The organism is Kribbella sp. NPDC049584 (assembly GCF_040675555.1).
In the GTDB taxonomy this organism is placed as follows: Bacteria; Actinomycetota; Actinomycetes; order Propionibacteriales; family Kribbellaceae; genus Kribbella.
This window is the reverse complement of the sequence record NZ_JBFAPF010000003.1, coordinates 697657-714707: the sequence shown is the minus strand read 5'-3', so window position 1 is coordinate 714707 and position 17051 is coordinate 697657. Positions and strand designations below refer to the sequence as shown.

At 68.9% G+C, this 17051-nt stretch carries 11 protein-coding genes and 1 pseudogene; 8 read left to right on the top strand and 4 right to left on the bottom strand.

What is annotated here, in order from left to right; translation table 11 throughout:
* Nucleotides 1-29: 29 nt before the first annotated feature.
* The 4 genes and pseudogenes from AB0J62_RS15140 to AB0J62_RS15125 form a co-directional block, all read left to right on the top strand.
* The gene (locus AB0J62_RS15140) at nt 30-1328 is read left to right on the top strand and encodes an extracellular solute-binding protein (protein WP_363869783.1); all 1299 of its coding nucleotides are present in this window, start codon (nt 30-32) and stop codon (nt 1326-1328) included.
* Entirely contained in the window at nt 1312-2166 is an 855-nt protein-coding gene (locus AB0J62_RS15135) for a sugar ABC transporter permease (RefSeq protein ID WP_363869780.1), read from the top strand. Before AB0J62_RS15140 ends, AB0J62_RS15135 begins: the two co-directional genes overlap by 17 nt.
* Nucleotides 2163-2975, top strand: coding sequence for a carbohydrate ABC transporter permease (locus tag AB0J62_RS15130; protein WP_363869777.1), 813 nt, complete (start codon nt 2163-2165; stop codon nt 2973-2975). The genes AB0J62_RS15135 and AB0J62_RS15130 overlap by 4 nt, the downstream gene beginning before the upstream one ends.
* Nucleotides 2972-4969: pseudogene (locus AB0J62_RS15125) on the top strand (alpha-galactosidase); the annotation flags it as partial. The gene AB0J62_RS15130 and the pseudogene AB0J62_RS15125, both read left to right, overlap by 4 nt.
* Nucleotides 4970-4990: 21 nt before the next feature.
* Here AB0J62_RS15125 and AB0J62_RS15120 read toward each other — a convergent pair.
* Nucleotides 4991-5860, bottom strand: coding sequence for an EamA family transporter (locus AB0J62_RS15120; protein WP_363869774.1), 870 nt, complete (start codon nt 5858-5860; stop codon nt 4991-4993).
* 71 nt (nt 5861-5931) lie between these two features.
* Between AB0J62_RS15120 and AB0J62_RS15115 the strand changes: the two genes are divergently transcribed.
* Nucleotides 5932-6810, top strand: coding sequence for a LysR family transcriptional regulator (locus tag AB0J62_RS15115; RefSeq protein ID WP_363869771.1), 879 nt, complete (start codon nt 5932-5934; stop codon nt 6808-6810).
* 22 nt (nt 6811-6832) lie between these two features.
* On the opposite strand, the gene AB0J62_RS15110 is transcribed toward AB0J62_RS15115, so the two are convergent.
* The gene (locus tag AB0J62_RS15110) at nt 6833-8563 is read right to left on the bottom strand and encodes an FAD-dependent oxidoreductase (RefSeq protein WP_363869768.1); all 1731 of its coding nucleotides are present in this window, start codon (nt 8561-8563) and stop codon (nt 6833-6835) included.
* A 153-nt stretch (nt 8564-8716) separates the two neighbouring features.
* On the opposite strand from AB0J62_RS15110, the gene AB0J62_RS15105 reads away from it, so the two are divergent.
* From AB0J62_RS15105 to AB0J62_RS15095, 3 genes are all read left to right on the top strand, one after another.
* Nucleotides 8717-9427 (top strand): alpha/beta hydrolase, encoded by a 711-nt coding sequence (locus AB0J62_RS15105; protein WP_363869765.1) that lies wholly within the window; start codon nt 8717-8719, stop codon nt 9425-9427.
* An 85-nt stretch (nt 9428-9512) separates the two neighbouring features.
* On the top strand, nt 9513-12278 hold the full coding sequence (locus AB0J62_RS15100; RefSeq protein WP_363869762.1) for an AAA family ATPase: 2766 nt from the start codon (nt 9513-9515) through the stop codon (nt 12276-12278).
* A 60-nt stretch (nt 12279-12338) separates the two neighbouring features.
* Complete coding sequence (locus tag AB0J62_RS15095) at nt 12339-13679, top strand: FAD-dependent oxidoreductase (RefSeq protein WP_363869759.1); 1341 nt, start codon at nt 12339-12341, stop codon at nt 13677-13679.
* Here the strand turns inward: AB0J62_RS15095 and AB0J62_RS15090 are convergent.
* Complete coding sequence (locus tag AB0J62_RS15090) at nt 13657-15009, bottom strand: peroxidase family protein (RefSeq protein WP_363869756.1); 1353 nt, start codon at nt 15007-15009, stop codon at nt 13657-13659. The two genes, AB0J62_RS15095 and AB0J62_RS15090, sit on opposite strands and share 23 nt — an antisense overlap.
* A gap of 69 nt (nt 15010-15078) precedes the next feature.
* Nucleotides 15079-17046, bottom strand: coding sequence for a heparinase II/III family protein (locus AB0J62_RS15085; RefSeq protein ID WP_363869753.1), 1968 nt, complete (start codon nt 17044-17046; stop codon nt 15079-15081).
* Nucleotides 17047-17051 lie beyond the last annotated feature (5 nt).

The window sequence follows — 17051 nt, the reverse complement described above, 5'->3', positions numbered from 1 at the left end:
GCATATTATGCGCCGTCGAGAGGAACCTGATGAGATCACGGTTGGCGGTCACCCTGGCGGCCCTTCTGACGGTAGCGCTTGCCGGCTGCACGCAAGGCGGCAAACCCGCCGACGGCACCAAGAGCGGAGGCGCGGGCGGCACCGTCGAGCTGACCATGCTCACGTTCGAGACCCCGAACCTGCCGGCCGCGCTGTGGGATTCGGCGATCGCCCGGGTCGAGCAGAAGGTCCCGGGTGTCAAGATCAAGAAGCTGGTGACGCCGAACGTCGACCGCACGACGTACGCCAAGCAGCTCGCCAGTTCGGGTCAGCTGCCGGACATCATGATCGCGGTGAACCCGCAGGGGTTCGCCGAGGGCGGTCAGCTGGCCGAGTTCACCCAGGACGACCTGAAGGACTTCGCCGACCCGACCTCGGGCGCGATCAAGGGCAAGATCTACCAGCTGCCGACGAACGCCCAGCCGCAGTCGCTGCTCTACCACAACAAGGACGACTTCGCGAAGGCGAAGATCACCGCCCCGCCGAAGACCTGGGCCGAGTTCCTCGCCGACTGCGCGAAGCTCAAGGCGGCCGGCATCACGCCGATCGCGGTCGGCGGTGGCGGCCAGGACACGTTCGCGAGCATGTACACGTGGGTCGGCACGGTCGGCACCGACGTCTACCTGAGCGACCCGGACTTCTCCAAGCAGATCACCGACGGCTCGAAGACGTTCGACGACCCGGCATTCGTGAAGGCCACCGACAAGGTCGCACAGCTGGCCAAGCTCGGGTACCTCGACAAGCAGGGCACCAGCCGCTCGTACGCCGACCACGAGAAGGCGTTCCGCGCCGGGTCCGCGGCGATGTATCCGATGGGCTCGTGGTTCGCGACGTCGGCGGACAACGACAAGCCGAAGTTCGGGGTCGGCGTGTTCGCGTGGCCGTCCGACGACGGGAAGGCCGTCGTACCGAATCTGACCGGTGGCGGGCTGAGCGTCAGCGCCAAGGCCGAGGACGTCGACCTGGCGAAGAAGTTCGCGCTGGAGTGGACGAAGGACAAGGAGACGTCCGACGCGTTCACCAAGGCGGACGGGACGTTCAACACGATCAAGGGCTACCAGCCGCCGGCCGACATGGGTCCGCTGTTCAAGGCGACGCTGGCGATCTACAACCAGGCCGTGAAGGACGGGACGGTGACGCCCGCGCTGTCGATCGAGCAGGGTGACAACGGACTGCCCGCGGACATGACAGTGCCGGTGCAGCAGATCGCGGTCGAGTTGCTGAACGGGAAGTCCGACGCCAAGGCCGCGGTGACGAAACTGAACAAGGAATATGCGTCGCTCAAGTAGCCGGTCCGTCCGTGAGTTCGCCGGCTTCGCCCTGCCCGGGCTGTTCCTGTACGGATTGCTGGTGCTGGTTCCGATCGGCTGGACCGTGGTACTGGGGTTCACCGATCGGAACCGTTTCGCCGCCGCCACGCACTGGGTCGGGTTCGACCAGTTCCAGCGGTTGTTCGGCGACGACCAGTTCTGGCTGGTGCTGAGGAACACGTTCGTGGTGACGGCGATCGTGGTCGTCGTACCGAATGTCCTCGGGCTCGCGATCGCGTTGCTGCTCAACCGCAACACGTTGCTGTACAGGTTGCTGCGGTCGGTGTTCTTCACGCCGGTGATCCTCAGTGGGATCGTGGTCAGCGTCATCTGGCAAAGCATGCTCCGGCCGGGTGGGGTGCTGGACCAGGTCGGGTGGCTGTCGGATCCGGGGACCGCGCTGTACTCGATCTCCGGGATCATCTGCTGGCAGATGCTCGGCTTCTGCGTCGTCGTCTACCTCGCCGGGCTGAACGGCGTACCGCGCGAGCTGTACGAGGCGGCGATCGTGGACGGGGCCGGCTGGTGGCGGCGGTTCGGGTCGATCACGTGGCCGATGATCGCGTCGGCGGTGACGATCAACACGGTGATGCTGCTGATCAGCGGCTTCAAGGTCTACGAGCACATCCTCGTGCTGACCAACGGCGGACCGGGCCGCAACACCACGGCGTCGATCGCGTTCGACGTCATCGAGAAAGGGGTCCGCGGTGACCGGATCGGGTTCGCCGCGGCGGAGGCGACCGTGATGCTGGCGATCATCGTCGCGTTGAGCGGCGTCGTACTGCGGGTGCTCCGGCGCCGGGAGGTGCACCTGTGAGGACACTGCGACCGATCGCTGCTGTCGCGCTGGCCGCCCTGTTCTTCTTCCCGGTGTACGTCGTCGTGACCGGCATGCTGAAGCCGGTCAAGGACATCCAGTCGTCGCCACTCGGACTGCCGGCACCGCCGACCGCCGCCAACCTGGGTGCGGTCCTCGGCCGAGAGGACGGTCTGTACTGGTCGGCGTTGCTGAACAGCGTCCAGATCACCGTGCTCTCGGTGGTCGCACTGACGTTGCTCTCGGCAATGTTGGCGCACTACCTGGTCCGGTCGACCGCACGATGGACGCGGCCGGCGCTGTTGATGTTGCTGGCCGGACTGATGATTCCGCCGGCGGTGATCCTGCAGCCGATCACGCAGGTGCTCGGCGCGATCGGGCTGATGAACTCGGTCGTCGGCGTGGTCTGCGCGAACGTCGCCTACTATCTGCCGTTCGGCGTGTTCGTGTTCGCCGGGTTCATCGGCGGCGTGCCGGTCGAGATGGAGGAGGCGGCGAGTATCGACGGTGCGAGCCGGTTCCGGCTGTTCTGGCAGGTGGTGTTCCCGACGCTGCGGCCGGCCGCCGCGAGCGTGATGATCTTCCTCGGGGTCTGGGTGTGGAACGACTTCCTCACCCCGCTGATCGTCCTCGGTCCCGAGTCAGGGACCACCGTGACGGTCGGCGTCTACCGCTCGGTCGGGGAGTACTCGACCAACTTCGGCACGTTGTACGCGTTCTCGTTCCTCGCGTCGCTGCCTGTCCTGTTGTTCTTCGTCGCACTGCAGAAGCAGTTCGTCGCCGGTCTCACCGCGGGGGCGGTCAAGTGAGCATCCATTTCGCCGATCGGGTCCTGCTGATCAGCACGCCGGGTACGTCGTACTCGGCGTACCTCGGTGATGACGACATCCCGATCCACACGCACTGGGGTGCGCGGATCACGGTCTCGGATGCGGAGCACCTCGCGCGGTCGACGGCCGCGCGGCTGGAGGCGGAGTGGACGAGCTTCCGGTCAGCTGCGAACGGGCACGAGGAGTATCCGCTCGACGGGGGACTGCAGTTCGGACGGGCCGCCTTGTCGTTGGGGGACCGCGGCGTCGATTGGTCCTTCGTCGGACAGGTGATCGGCGAACGTCAGGTGGAGCTGCAGTTCGCGGTCGGTGAGGTGCGTGTCGGCCTGCATTACCGCGTGTACGACGACAGCGATGTGATCGATCGGTGGGTGACCCTGCGGAACGACTCCGCCTCGACGGTCGATGTCCATCGGCTGGACTCGGCGGCCTGGGTGCTTCCGGAGCAGGCGGCGTACCGGATCTCGACGTTGACCGGGCGGTGGGCCGCGGAGACCCGGCTGAGCCGGCATGCGCTCGGTGAAGGGCGGTTCGTGCTCGAGAGCCGGCGTGGGATCACGAGTCATCACGTGAATCCGTGGTTCGCGATCGACGACGGGGCGGCGACGGAGGAGTACGGCGAGGTCTACAGCGCGGCGCTGCACTGGAGCGGGTCGTGGCGGATGCTCGCGCAGTATGAGATCGACGAGCCGGTGCAGGCCTTGTTCGGCTGGGGCCACGAGGACTTCGGCCCGCGGGCGTTGGAGCCGGGGGAGGAGCTCGAGACGCCGGTGTCGTCCGGGCTGTTCAGTGCGGGCGGCTTCGGTACGACGAGTCGCGCGTGGCACGCGTATGCGTTGAGGCACGTGCTGCCGCGGGCCGGCGACGTACGGCCGGTGTTGTTCAACTCGTGGGAGGCGACGGGCTTCGACGTGGACGAGGCCGGGCAGGTCGAGTTGGCGACGCGAGCCGCGGACCTCGGGTGCGAGTTGTTCGTGCTCGACGACGGGTGGTTCGGCGGTCGCGTCGATGATCGCTCCGGCCTGGGCGACTGGTGGGTCAACCGGGAACGGTTCCCGAACGGGTTACAGCCGCTGATCGCGAAGGTGCAGGCGCTCGGGATGGGCTTCGGGCTGTGGGTCGAGCCGGAGATGGTGAACCCGGACTCCGACCTCTACCGGGCGCATCCGGATTGGGTCTACCACTTCGAGGGCCGGTCGCCGGCGTTGCGACGTAACCAGCTGGTGCTGAACCTCGCGCGGCCGGATGTTGCCGCCTGGGTGTTCGAGCAGCTCGATTCGTTGCTGTCAGCAAACGATTTGCAGTTCGTGAAGTGGGACATGAACCGGCCGTTCGCGGACACCGGCTGGCCGGCCGAGCCGTCGCGGCAGGGGCGGATCTGGTTCGATCACGTGACCGCGGTGTACCAGATCATCGATGCGTTGCGGGTGAAGCATCCCGCGGTTGCGATCGAGGCGTGCTCGGGTGGGGGCGGGCGGGTCGACCTGGGGATGATGGCGCGGACGGATCAGTTCTGGACGTCCGACAACACCGATGCCCTGGATCGGCGCTACATCCAGCACGGGTTCAGTCAGGTGTATCCGGCGCGGACGATGTCGTGCTGGGTGACCGACGTACCGACGTTCATCAACAAGCGGACCGTGCCGCTGCGGTATCGCTTCCATGTCGCGATGGCGGGGGTGTTGGGGATCGGCGGGGATCTGACCGAGTGGTCGGCCGACGAGCTCGCGCTCGCGCGGGGGCTGATCGCGGAGTACAAGTCGGTCCGGCACGTCATCCAGCACGGCACGCAGTACCGCCTGGGTGAACCAGGACGCGGGGTGTCAGCTGTTCAGTATGTGACGGACAATCGGCGGGAGTCGGTCGTGATCGTCTATCAGGAGGCTCAGCAGTTCGACAGCCCGGCCCGGCCGGTCAGGCTCCGTGGCCTCGATCCTGATGCCGTCTACGGCGACCTGTCCGGTGCGGCGTTGATGTCGAGCGGCGTACACCTGTCATTGACCGGCGACTATGCCAGCGAGCTCGTTCACCTGAGGGCGCGCGGCTCGTTCGGCGCCGATGCCGGCGCTGATCACGCAGGCGATGCCGACGGCCTGGAGGAGGCCGGGCGACTGGCTCAGGAAGATCCAGCCGACCAGTAGGGCCAGTGCCGGCTCGAGACTCATCAGCGTGCCGAACACGCCTGCGTCGAGCTTGCGGAGGGCGAGGTACTCGAGGCTGAACGGGATCACCGGGAGCAGGAGCGCCAGCCCGAAACCGATCACGACCAGCTGCCACGTCATGACCGGGATCGTGCTCGGCCCGGCGACCGCGGTGGCAACGACGGCGGCTACGGGCAGCGAGACGCCCATGCCTTGCAGCCCGGTGACGTTTCCGCCGACGTGCTGCGTGAGGACGATGTACGCCGCCCAGCACGCGGCCGCGCCCAGTGCGAACATGACGCCCAGGCCGTCGACCGAGCCGTGCCAGGGCTGGGTCAGCAGCATCACCCCGGCGAACGCCAGCGCGGGCCAGATCAGCCGGCCGCGACTTCGCAGTACTGCGACCGAGAGCGGACCGAGGAACTCGAGGGCGCTCGCCGTACCGAGTGGCAACCGGGCGGCGGCGGCCATGAAGAGGAGCGTCACACCGGCGGTCGCGATGCCGAGCCCGACCGCGGCCAGGAACGAGTTGCGGTCGAACGAGCTGCGGCGCGGGCGGAACAGCACGAGGACGATCAGGCCGGCGCAGGCGAGCCGCAGCCAGGCCGCGCCCTCCGGGCCGACCCGGTCGAAGAGCCCGACGGAGGCAGCCAGTCCGAGCTGGACCATCGTCATCGACAGGACCGCGAACGCTACGCCGGTCTGCCTGTCTCGTGTGCGCATGCCTCCAGTGAAGCCCGCGATTTCATTCGCGTCCACGTGAGAATCGTGGACATATCGTTCATGATGTTCGAATGGACGTACGCCGTCTCGAACTCCTGCTCGCGCTGTCGCGACTCGGCTCCATGCACGCGGTGTCGGACACGCTGGGGGTGACGACGTCGACGGTCTCGCAGCAGATCGCGGCGCTGGCCAAGGAAGTCGGGACACCGCTGATCGAGCCGGACGGTCGCCGCGTGCGGCTCACTCCGGCGGGTCGGCGACTGGCCGGTCACGCGGTCGACATCCTCGCGGCGCACGAGGCCGCGCGCGCCGACCTTGATCCGTCGGCCGAGCCTGCTGGGACCGTGCGCGTGGCGGCCTTTCACACCGTCATCCGGGACACCTTGCTCCCTGTCGTAGCCCAACTGCCTCCGGCCGTGCGGCTGGAGATCCAGGAGCAGGAGCCGCCCGAGGCGCTCGCGCTGTTGGAGCGGGATCAGGTCGACCTTGCGTTGAGCTACGACTACAACCTCGCACCCGCGGCGGTCGACCCGGCGCTCGAATCCATCCCCCTCTGGGAATCCACCTGGAGCCTCGCCGTACCGTCCCGATCCCGCCGCACCACCGGTACGACGGCCGACGTACTGGCCGCGTTCGCCGACAGCGACTGGATCGTCAACTCCCGCCACACCGCCGACGAACACGTCGTCCGCACCCTGGCCGCCCTCGCCGGCTTCGAACCCCGCATCACCCAACGAGCCGACACCCTCCAACTCGTCCAGGAAATGATCACCGCCGGCCTCGGCATAGCCCTCATGCCCGCCACCTACCCCAAAACCACCGGCATCTCCCTCCGCCGCCTCCGCACCCCCGAACCCCGAATGCGCGCCTACGCCCAAACTCGCCGAGGCCGCACCAACTGGTCCCCACTGTCCTTGGTCCTCAGCTTGCTGACCCGCCGCGCCCGTTAGCGCCCAGACGAGGACGGTCACCTCACTCGACCAGCTTGCCGTCGGTGGAGACGTGGCGCATTAGGGGGCGGAGCTCGGCCGGGATGGGTGGGATGGACTCGGGCTGGATGTTGCCCGGGCCGGACCAGACGAAGTTGACCTGTAGGGAGTTGTCGAGGTTGGGGTAGTCGGAGCGGTTGTGGCAACCGCGGGTTTCCCGGCGTACGAGGGCTGCGTCGAGGGTCGCGCGCGCGGCCATTGCCGACGCCTTCAGGTCGAAGGCGTGCGCGAGGTCCTGGAAGCCGGCGATGTCGGGGTGCACGCCGACCTCCTTGATCCGGTCCTCGAGCTCGGCCAGCTCGGACAACCCGGCATTCAGACCGTGCTCATCGCGTACGACGCCGGCGCGCAGCGTCATGGTGTCGCGCAATGAGCGTTGCAGGGCTCGGACGTTCTCCGGGCCGTCGTTCGCCAGCAGGTCGTCGATCTCGGCCCGGGCCTCGGCGACCGCGTCCGCGGAGCGCAGCTGCGCCTGCCGTCCGATCGAGTACTTCGCGGCTTCCTCGGCCACGATGCGGCCGAAGACGAGCAGCTCGATCAGCGAGTTGCCGCCGAGCCGGTTCGCGCCGTGCAGCCCGCTGGCCGCCTCGCCGATCGCCCATAGCCCGTCGACACCGGTGCCGTGGTCCTCGGGCCGGACCCAGACGCCGCCCATCGAGTAGTGCGCGGTCGGGGCGATCTCGATCGGCTGCTTGGTGATGTCGAGCATCTGCAGTTCGAGCAGCGTCTGGTAGACGCGCGGGAGCCGACGCATGATCGTCTCCCGGGGGAGGTGAGACACGTCCAGCCAGACGCCGCCGTTCGGGGTGCCGCGGCCTTCCTTGATCTCGGTGTACTCCGCGAGCGCGACCCGGTCCCGCGTCGACAGCTCCATCCGCTCCGCGTCGTACCGGGCCATGAACCGCTCGCCGAGCGCGTTGCGCAACTGCCCGCCCTCGCCGCGCGCCGCTTCGGAGACGAGGGTGCCGGCGGCGTTCTCGGGCTCGATCAGCCCGGACGGATGGAACTGGACGAGCTCGGGGTCGCGCAGCTTCCCGCCCGCCCGGACCGCGAGCCGGAACGCGTCGCCGGTGTTCTCGTCGCGACGGGACGACGTACGCCGCCAGATCCGGGTGTGACCGCCAGCTGCCAGGATCACCGCATCGGCGTGGATGACGTAGCGCCGCCCGGTCGTCAGGTCGAACCCGTACGCGCCGAACACGGTGTTGTCCTTGACCAGGATCGAGGTCACGTAGACCGTGTCGAGGATCGGTACGCCGAGCTGCACCGCGCGGTTGATCAGCGTCCGCTGGATCTCCAGACCGGTGTAGTCGCCCGCGAACGCGGTCCGGCGGTAGGTGTGCGCGCCGAAGAACCGCTGCGAGATGCGACCGTCCGCCTCGCGTGCGAACGGCATACCCCAGCGCTCGAGGTCCTCGATCCCGCGCGCGGCGCCCCTGGCGACGATCTCGACCGTGATCGGGTTCGCCAGCAGGTAGCTCTCCTGCAGCGTGTCGGCCGCGTGCTGCTGCCAGGTGTCCTCGGGATCCATCGTGGCCAGTGCCGCGTTGATGCCACCGGCCGCCAGCGACGTGTGCGCGTCGGACCGCGGGCGCTTGCCGAGGGCGAGAACCTCGACGCCCTGTTCCGCCAGCTCGATCGCTGCCCGCAGACCGGCACCACCGGTTCCGATCACCAGGACCGATGTGGCGATCTGCTGTTCGGTGATGCTCATGGGGTCTCCCTGTGCTCGGTGCTCTCACTCATCAGGACAGCGCAGCGCGCCCGGTTGTGACTGTCTCGCCCGTCACAACCACCGTGTCTGTTCGGTCTCTACAGTGATCCCGAAGCGGAGCCCGAACTTGAACCCGAACAAGAAGAGGAACCCATGAGCGAGAACCCGGTCGTCGTCCTGGTCCACGGCGCGTTCGCCGAATCGGCCAGCTGGAACGGCGTCATCCAGCGCCTGCAGGCCCAGTCGATCGAGGCCGTCGCGGCGCCGAACGCACTGCGCAGCCTCGAGGGCGACGCGCAGTACGTCCGCGACGTGATCGCCGGCATCGGCAAGCCCGTCGTCCTCGTCGGTCATTCGTACGGCGGCATGGTGATCACCGAGGCCGCCGCGAACAACGACGCCGTGAAGGCCCTGGTCTACGTCTGCGCGTTCGCACCCGAGCAGGGTGAGAGCGCGTTCGCGTTGTCCGCGAAGTTCCCGGGCAGCACCCTCGGCGACGCCCTGAACGCGTACCCGGTCAGCACCGGCGGCAACGACCTCGCGATCCGGCCGGACGTCTTCCGCCAGCAGTTCTGCGCCGACGTACCGGCGGACCAGGCCGCGCTGATGGCCGCGACGCAGCGTCCAGCCACCGAGGCCGCGCTGACCGCCGAGCTGGCGACCGACAGCCCGGCGTGGAAGTCGACGCCGTCGTGGTTCGTGTTCAGCGACCTCGACCTCAACATCCCGGTCGCCCTGCACCGCTTCATGGCCGAGCGGGCCGGCGCGAAGAACACCCGCGAGATCGCGGGCGCCTCGCACGCCCTGAGCGTGTCCCAGCCCGAGGCCGTCACCGCCACGATCCTCGAGGCCATCAACGCCTAGCATCGAGCGCCCGTAGTTCCGATACCCGGGGGTTCTGTACCCGTATCGGTGTTCGCCCGTAGCCTCTGCTGAGGGGGTGCGAGCGATGACCACGAGCAGCAACGAGCCGGAACTGCGCGGGCGCCGGGCGGAATGCGCGCGCCTCGACCAGGTCGTTGCCGGCGTGCGCTCCGGTTCTGGTCAGGTGCTCGTCGTTCGGGGCGAAGCCGGGATGGGCAAGTCCGCCCTGCTCGACTTCCTGGCCAGCCGTGCCGAGGGCTGTCGCGTCGTGCGGGCCTCCGGCGTCGAGTCCGAGATGGAGCTGCCGTTCGCCGGTCTGCATCAACTGTGTCTGCCGATGCTGGAGTTCCGCGACCGCCTCCCGGGTCCGCAACGGGACGCGTTGGGAGTCGCGTTCGGGCTGAGCGTCGGCGGACCACCGGACCGGTTCCTGATCGGCGCGGCGACTCTCACTCTGTTGTCGGCGGCGTCGGACCGGAGTCCGCTGCTGTGTGTGATCGACGATGCGCAATGGCTGGACCAGGCCTCGGTCCAGACCCTGACGTTCGTCGGACGCCGGTTGTTCGCCGACCGGATCGGACTCGTGTTCTCGCTCCGCGAGCCCGTCACCGGCCCGGAGTGGCGCGGCTTCCCGGAGCTGCCGGTCAGAGGCCTCGCCGACGAGCACGCCGGTTCGCTGCTGGACTCCGTCGTACCCGGGCGGCTGGACGCGCATGTCCGCGGCCGGATAGTTGCCGAGACCCGCGGCAACCCGCTCGCCCTGCTGGAGCTGCCCCGCGGCCTGACCGCGGCGCAGCTGGCGGGTGGTTTCGAGCTACCCGATGCCCGTCCGATCGCGAATCAGATCGAGCAGAACTTCGCCCGCCGCGTGCAGGCCCTACCGGCGGACACCCAGCGGCTGCTGCTGACCGCGGCCGCCGAGCCGGTCGGCGACGTACCGCTGCTGGTCCGCGCCCTGGCGATCCTCGACGTGCCGATGAGTACGGCGGCGCCGGCCGAAGCAGCCGGGTTGATCGATATCGGTGCCGGGGTCCGCTTCTGGCACCCGCTGGTTCGTTCGGCGACCTACCGCACCGCCGATCCGGCCGATCGGCGGGCAGTTCATCAGGCGCTGGCCGAGGCGATCGACCCCGACGTCGATCCCGACCGCCGGGCCTGGCACCGGGCCCAGGGTGCGGACGGCCCGGACGAGGGCGTCGCCACCGACCTGATCAGCTCCGCCGACCGGGCTCAGCGCCGCGGTGGGATGGCCGCGGCGGCGGCGTTCCTGCAACGGGCGACCGAGCTGACCCCGGACCCGGCCACTCGGTCGGTCCGCGCCCTCGCCGCGGCCCAGGTCACTTTGGCGGCGGGCGCTTTCGAGACCGCGCTGCGGCTACTCGTGACGGCCGGCAACGGCGAGGCCGATGATCTGCACCTCGCCCGGGTGGAGCTGCTGCGCGCACAGATCACGTTCGCATCCGGCCACGGACTGGAATCCGGTCAGCTGCTGCGCGCCGCCGCCCGCCGCCTCGAACCGCTAGATCTCGAGCTCGCCCGCGACACCCACATCCAGGCGCTGGTCGCGGCGCAGTACGCCGGGCGGTTCGGCGCGACCTCCGGACCGGGCGGGACCAGCGCGCTGACCGCTGCGTCGCAGGCTGCCCGGGCAGCCCCGACCTCCCACCGGCGCCGCAAGCACGACGTGCTGCTCGGCGCCGTCGCGACGACGTTCGCGGACGGGTATCCCGCCATGGTGCCGCTGGCCCGGGAGGCGGTCCGGTTGTACGCCTCCACGGACGGGACGAGCGATAGCGACGACCTGCGGTGGCTCTTCCATGCGGAGTTGATGGCGGTCGACCTCTGGGACGACGAGGGCTGGGACGCGCTGGCCACCCGCCACCTGGGGATCGCCCGCGAACTCGGTGACCTGAACGAACTCCTGCTCGCCCTCCACCACAGGGTGCATCTGAACCTCTTCTCCGGCGAACTCTCCGCGGCCGAGAGCTTGCTCGCGGAGGCCAAGAACATCAAGGACGCCACGGGCACCGACCTCGCGCCGTACGGCGAGATGGGTCTCGCGGCCTGGCGCGGACGCGAGGCGGCGGCCGGGCCGCTGATCGCCGCGGGCATCGAGGATGCGACCAACCGCGGCGAAGGCGGTGGATTGACGACCTGCTATGTCGCGAATGCCGTTCTCTACAACGGCTTGGCAAGGTACGACGACGCGCTGGCGGCAGCGGTGCAGGCGACGGCCTACCCGGCCGAGTACGGCGTGGCGAACTGGGCACTGCCCGAGCTCGTCGAGGCGGCCGTGCGCAGTGGCCACCCCGAGCGGGCAGCCGACGGGTTCGAGCTGCTGGAGCGGATCGCGTTGTCGTCCGGCACGGACTGGGGGCTCGGTCTCCTGGCCACGGCACGTGCCCTGCTCGCCGAGGGCGAGGCGGCGGAACGGGCGTACGGAGAGGCTGTCGAGCGCCTCAGCCGGACACGGATGCGGATGTACCTTGCGCGGGCACAGCTGTTGTACGGCGAATGGCTGCGCCGCGAAGGCCGTCGACAGGATGCGCGTGGACAGCTGCGGACGGCGTACAAACTCTTCTCGGCGGCGGGCGCGAGCGCGTTCGCGGAGCGAGCCGGCCGGGAGCTGTCGGCGACCGGTGAGGTGCTGGACGAGCGCCGGGCGGACCGTAGTGCAGGCCGGGATTCGCTGACGGCTCAGGAGGCTCATATCGCGGAGCTGGCGGGCGCCGGGCTGACCAATGCCGAGATCGGTGCGCAGCTGTTCCTCAGCCAGCACACTGTGGACTGGCATCTGCGCAAGGTCTTCGCCAAGCTGGGGATCACGTCGCGCAAACAGCTCCGCCCCTGAGCCCGTCACAATCGGCAGGCGCGGGTTGTCTTACCTGATAGAGAGACTAGGGACGGAGAAATGGTGCGCAGGATCCTGGTGGTGGGCGGCGGGTATGCCGGGTTCTACACGGCGTGGCGGCTGGAGAAGAAACTGCGGCGGGGCGAGGCCGAAGTGGTCCTGGTCGACCCGCGGCCGTACATGACGTACCAGCCGTTCCTGCCCGAGGTGGTCGCCGGTTCGGTCGAGGCGCGGCATGCGGCGGTGTCACTGCGGCGCAACCTGAAGCGGACGAAGATCGTGTCCGGGATGGTCGTCAACATCGCGCATGCCGACCGCACGGTGACGATCCGGCCCGCGGACGGCCCCGACTACACGATGACGTACGACGTGATCGCGGTCACCGCCGGCGCGGTGACACGGACCTTCGACGTACCGGGTGTGGCCGATCGGGCGATCGGGATGAAGCATGTCGAGGAAGCGGTCGCGATCCGGGACCGGCTGTTCACCGCTTTCGACGAGGCGGCCGGTCTGGAGCCGGGCAAGCAACGGCGCAAACTCCTCACGGTCACCTTCGTCGGCGGCGGGTTCTCCGGGGTCGAAGGGTTCGCGGAGCTGTTCTCGCTGGCGCGGGCGTTGCTGAAGAAATACCCCGAGCTGTCGGAGAGCGACCTCGCGTTCCACCTGGTCGAGGCGACCGGCCGGATCCTGCCCGAGGTGAGCGACAAGCCGGGTGAGTGGGTCGTGAAGATGCTGGAGAAGCGCGGCGCGGTCGTGCACCTCAGCACCACGATGCAGTCGGCCGACGACGGGCACGTGGTGCTGTCGGACGGGTCGGAGTTCGACTCGGAGTTGATCGTCTGGACGGCGGGCAACGCCGCGACCCGCCTGCTGCGCAACCACACCGACCTGCCGCACAACCAGCGCGGGATGGTCCAGGTGCGGGCCGATCTGCGGATCGGGACCGACACCGAGGTGATCGAGGACGCGTGGGCGGCCGGTGACGACGCCGCGGTGCCCGATCTGACGTCGTCGACTCCGGGTGCGTACACGGTGCCGAACGCGCAGAACGCCGTACGGCAGGGGAAGCTGCTCGCCAAGAACCTGCTGCGGTCGCTGCGCGGGCGTGCACCGAAGAACTACGAGCACCACAGCCTCGGCGTGATCGCGACGCTCGGTCTCGGGACCGGCATCTTCCAGTACAAGCGGCTCGTCATCAAGGGCGTGCTCGCCTGGCTGATGCACCGCGGGTACCACGTCCTGGCGGTCCCGACGTGGGACCGCAAGTTCCGGGTGCTGGCGATCTGGCTGGTGGCGTTCTTCTACGGCCGCGACATCGTGTCGCTGGCCTCGGTCCAGAGTCCGCGCGAGGCGTTCGAGACCGAGGCCAAGGCGACGCTCAGCGCGAGCCGGCCGGGATGAGCAGGTCGGTCAGGCCGAAGGTGTCGCCGGCAGCGGGCAGCATCGGCTGCCAGTCCGGCTCGAGGCTGAGGTAGCTGGCCGGGTCCGCACGCAGCAGCCCGATCAGCACCTCGGCCACGATCCGCCCGCCGACCGGACCGAGCCGGTCGCCGTCGGCGAGGTGCTCGGACTCCTTGAGGATGTAGAACCACAGCGGCGTACCGCCGGGCCAGGTGTCCCCGGTGATCGACAAGGGCAGCGGCGGTACGCCGAGGAGCTTGGCGACCTCCTCGCCGCTCGGCAGACCGGTCGTGTCACCGCGCAGCAGATCGCGAACGGCCAGCGACCGGTACGCCGATTCGTCGACCGCGCCGGTGATCCGCTCGGGCAACCCGATCAGGCTCGCGGCCAGCCGGCCGTCGAGTCGCTTCGCCCGCTGCGCTCGCGGCCGGCCCGGTACGTCGAAGATCTGCGCGAGGTCGAGGCGCCGATCGGCGGGCAGCGGGCCGAATCCGACCAGGTCGGGGAACAGCGGCAGCTCGGGCCCGCCCTCGACCAGGTGGTACGCGTGCCGGATCTGACCGTGCCCGTAGCGGTACGCGGCGTCGGCGTACTCGAGCGGGATGAACGCGTTCATCGGCTCCGGGTTGAACCACTTCCCGCCGTCCTCGAGCACCTCGTCGACCAATGCCCGGCCGACCAGCCGCGGCAGGAAGTCGTGGACGACGATCCACTGGTAGTGCCAGGTCAGCGCGATCCGCGCCTTGTCGAACACGTCCGCCTCCGGTACGCCGTTCGTCCGCAGGTGGTCGACGATCCGGTTGTGGGAGTGCAGCAACGCCACGTGCAGGCTCAACGTGAAGATGTGGACGTCGTTGCGCGGATCCCCGATCAGCGCGATCCCTTGCTGGTTCCGCGGTACGTCGTACCCGTCGGGGCTGAGCAGGAACTTGGCCGGATCGTTCGCGTCGAACATGTACGGCGAGCCGATCGGCCCGTCGGCGTACAACATCTCGAGATTGAGCCGGGGCGATCGCGCGTTGCGCAGTGCGTCCGTCTCGACCCCGCCCATCAGCGGCGACCGGTCCGCGGTCGTGTCATGTGCGAGCAACTGCCCGAAGAACGGCCAGCCGGCCGCCTGCTCCGCGTCATCCCCGCCGGCACCGAGCTCCAGCGCGGCCGCGGCATCACAGATCCCGCCGTCACTGCCGGCTCGCATCAAGACGTGCGGGTCCGTCCCCAGCGGCTCGAGTCCCGGAAACATCCGCCCGTACCGCGCCCCGCCAGTCGGCCGATCCACACTGCGCACCAGACTCAGACAGTGGTCCCGCGCCGCCGGATGCATACTCATTCCCAACCTCCTGAAGATTCCGATCCACAGGGAAAGACAGCCCAAGCATGCCTGTTGTGACCGGAGTACTCAGTTGATCCGGGTCAGGCGGCCGTCGGGGAGGACGCGGATGGTGGTTTTGCGGGCGCCGACTGTCAGATCGACGAAGAACATCGTGCCGACCGTGCGGGTCTTGTAGGTGACCGTTTCGGTGGAGTTGGCGGGGACGATCGCGGACAGGATGGTGGCGGTCGTTCCGTTGCGGCCGAACTTCACGACCGGGGCCGGCTCGCGGTGGAAGATGTCGGGGTAGTACCAACCTTGGACCGGGTCCTGCTGGCCTTGCACGACCGTGATGCCGTCCTTGGCCGGCTGCTGCTGGTAGGGGATCTGGAGCAGATAGGTCTTCGACTTGTCGCCCGGCTTGGCGGCGACGGCCGTCGTGGGGGACTGGACCGTGACCTTCTGGTCCGGCGCCAGGTGCCAGAGGGTTTCATAGCGCTGGGGACCCACGGACTGGCCCCGGTCCAGGGTGATGATCAGGTCGGGGTCCTTGAGGACGAGTACGTCGCGTTTGCGGGTCACGCCCGGCGCCGGGGAGTCGGCCAGCGAGTACGACTCCGCGGTCGGCGTGATCGACGCCTGCACCAACTGCGTCTCCACCGATGTCATGTCCGCCGACGGGATCGTCATCACGTTGTGCGCGGCTGCGCTCTTCGACCACGCCTGCCACTTGTCGAGCTGGTACCCCGAGTGTCCCGGGTCGATCAGGACATCGCGGCCGTGCGACGAGTACGTGATCGACATATGGTCGTCATGACCGTGCAGCCGACGCCCCACGCCGTACCGGATGCTGTACGTCGACTCCTGCGCGAACGGGCGCGTCTCGCCCCAGCCGGTCCGGCCGAAGACGTAGCCAGCGTCGTACACCGCGATGCGCTTCGACGGCTTCGTCCCGCGCTTCCCGAGCGTGGCGACATAGTCGAGCGCGGTCCCGGCCGCACCCGTCGGCTTCTGCGCCACGGCGTCACCGACCTGCTGCAGCTCGCCGGTCGACTTGGTCGCCAGCGCCAGCCACTCCGACAGTGCGGCCCGCCGCTGGGAGATCACCGGTCCGGGGTTCGATCCGCATCGCTGCAGGGCCGTGGTCGCCCGGCCCCACAGCAGGTAGTTGAACATCGCGTACCCGACCGACTGCTCGTTCGTCGAGCCTTGCGCGTCGATCGCGGTGGTGATCGCCTCGGTCAGCCGGTTGACGGCGAGCGTCTTCAGCTCCGGCCGCTTCAGCGTGCACCCGACCCCGAAGAGCGCGATGCTCTCGTCGGTCCCGTGGTTCGACGGGCCGCTCCAGTTCACGATCATGAACTGCGCATGATCGATCAACGCCTTGTCGAGCCAGGCGTACTGCGCGGGCAGCGTGCGGACATGCATTCCGGTCAGAACCGCCTGGCGCGCGCACAGCAGCACGTTCGTGCGGTGCATCGTCGCCTCCCACGCGCCGACGTCGCCCTTCCACGAGTACGGGTTGTCCTGCACCCAGTCGTGGATGATCGCCATCGTGTGCGCGAGCACCTTCCGGTCGCCGCGTTGACCCGCCTCGATGCCTTGACCCAGCCAGCGCAGCGAATGCAGCCACATGTACCAGCTCGGCTTCTTGTACGGGTCGGAGCGCCAGTTGATGTCGCCGTTCCCGTTGCCGACCTTGTACGGCGGATCGTCGCCCCAGGAGAACGTGTCGTTCATCAGCATCGACACCGGGACCTTGGACTGGATGCCGCTGTACCCGGAGCACTCGTAGGTGCCGGTGTTGGCGACCGGCGTCGCCGGCGGGGGAGTGGCCGGGGTGTCGACGCCCGGGAGCGGTTCGTCGGCCGAATCCGGGAGGCTTGGCTTCGGGCTCGGCGTACTGGCCTTCGGTCGGCTCGGCGTCGGCGAGCCGCTGGCGACGACCGGCGTACTGCGGTCGCGGGTGCCGGGCATCAGCACGAAGACGGCGCCGGCGAACGCGACCGCGCAGACCAGCACGCAGACAAGCGTCAGCGCGACGGTCGTGCTCAACCGCC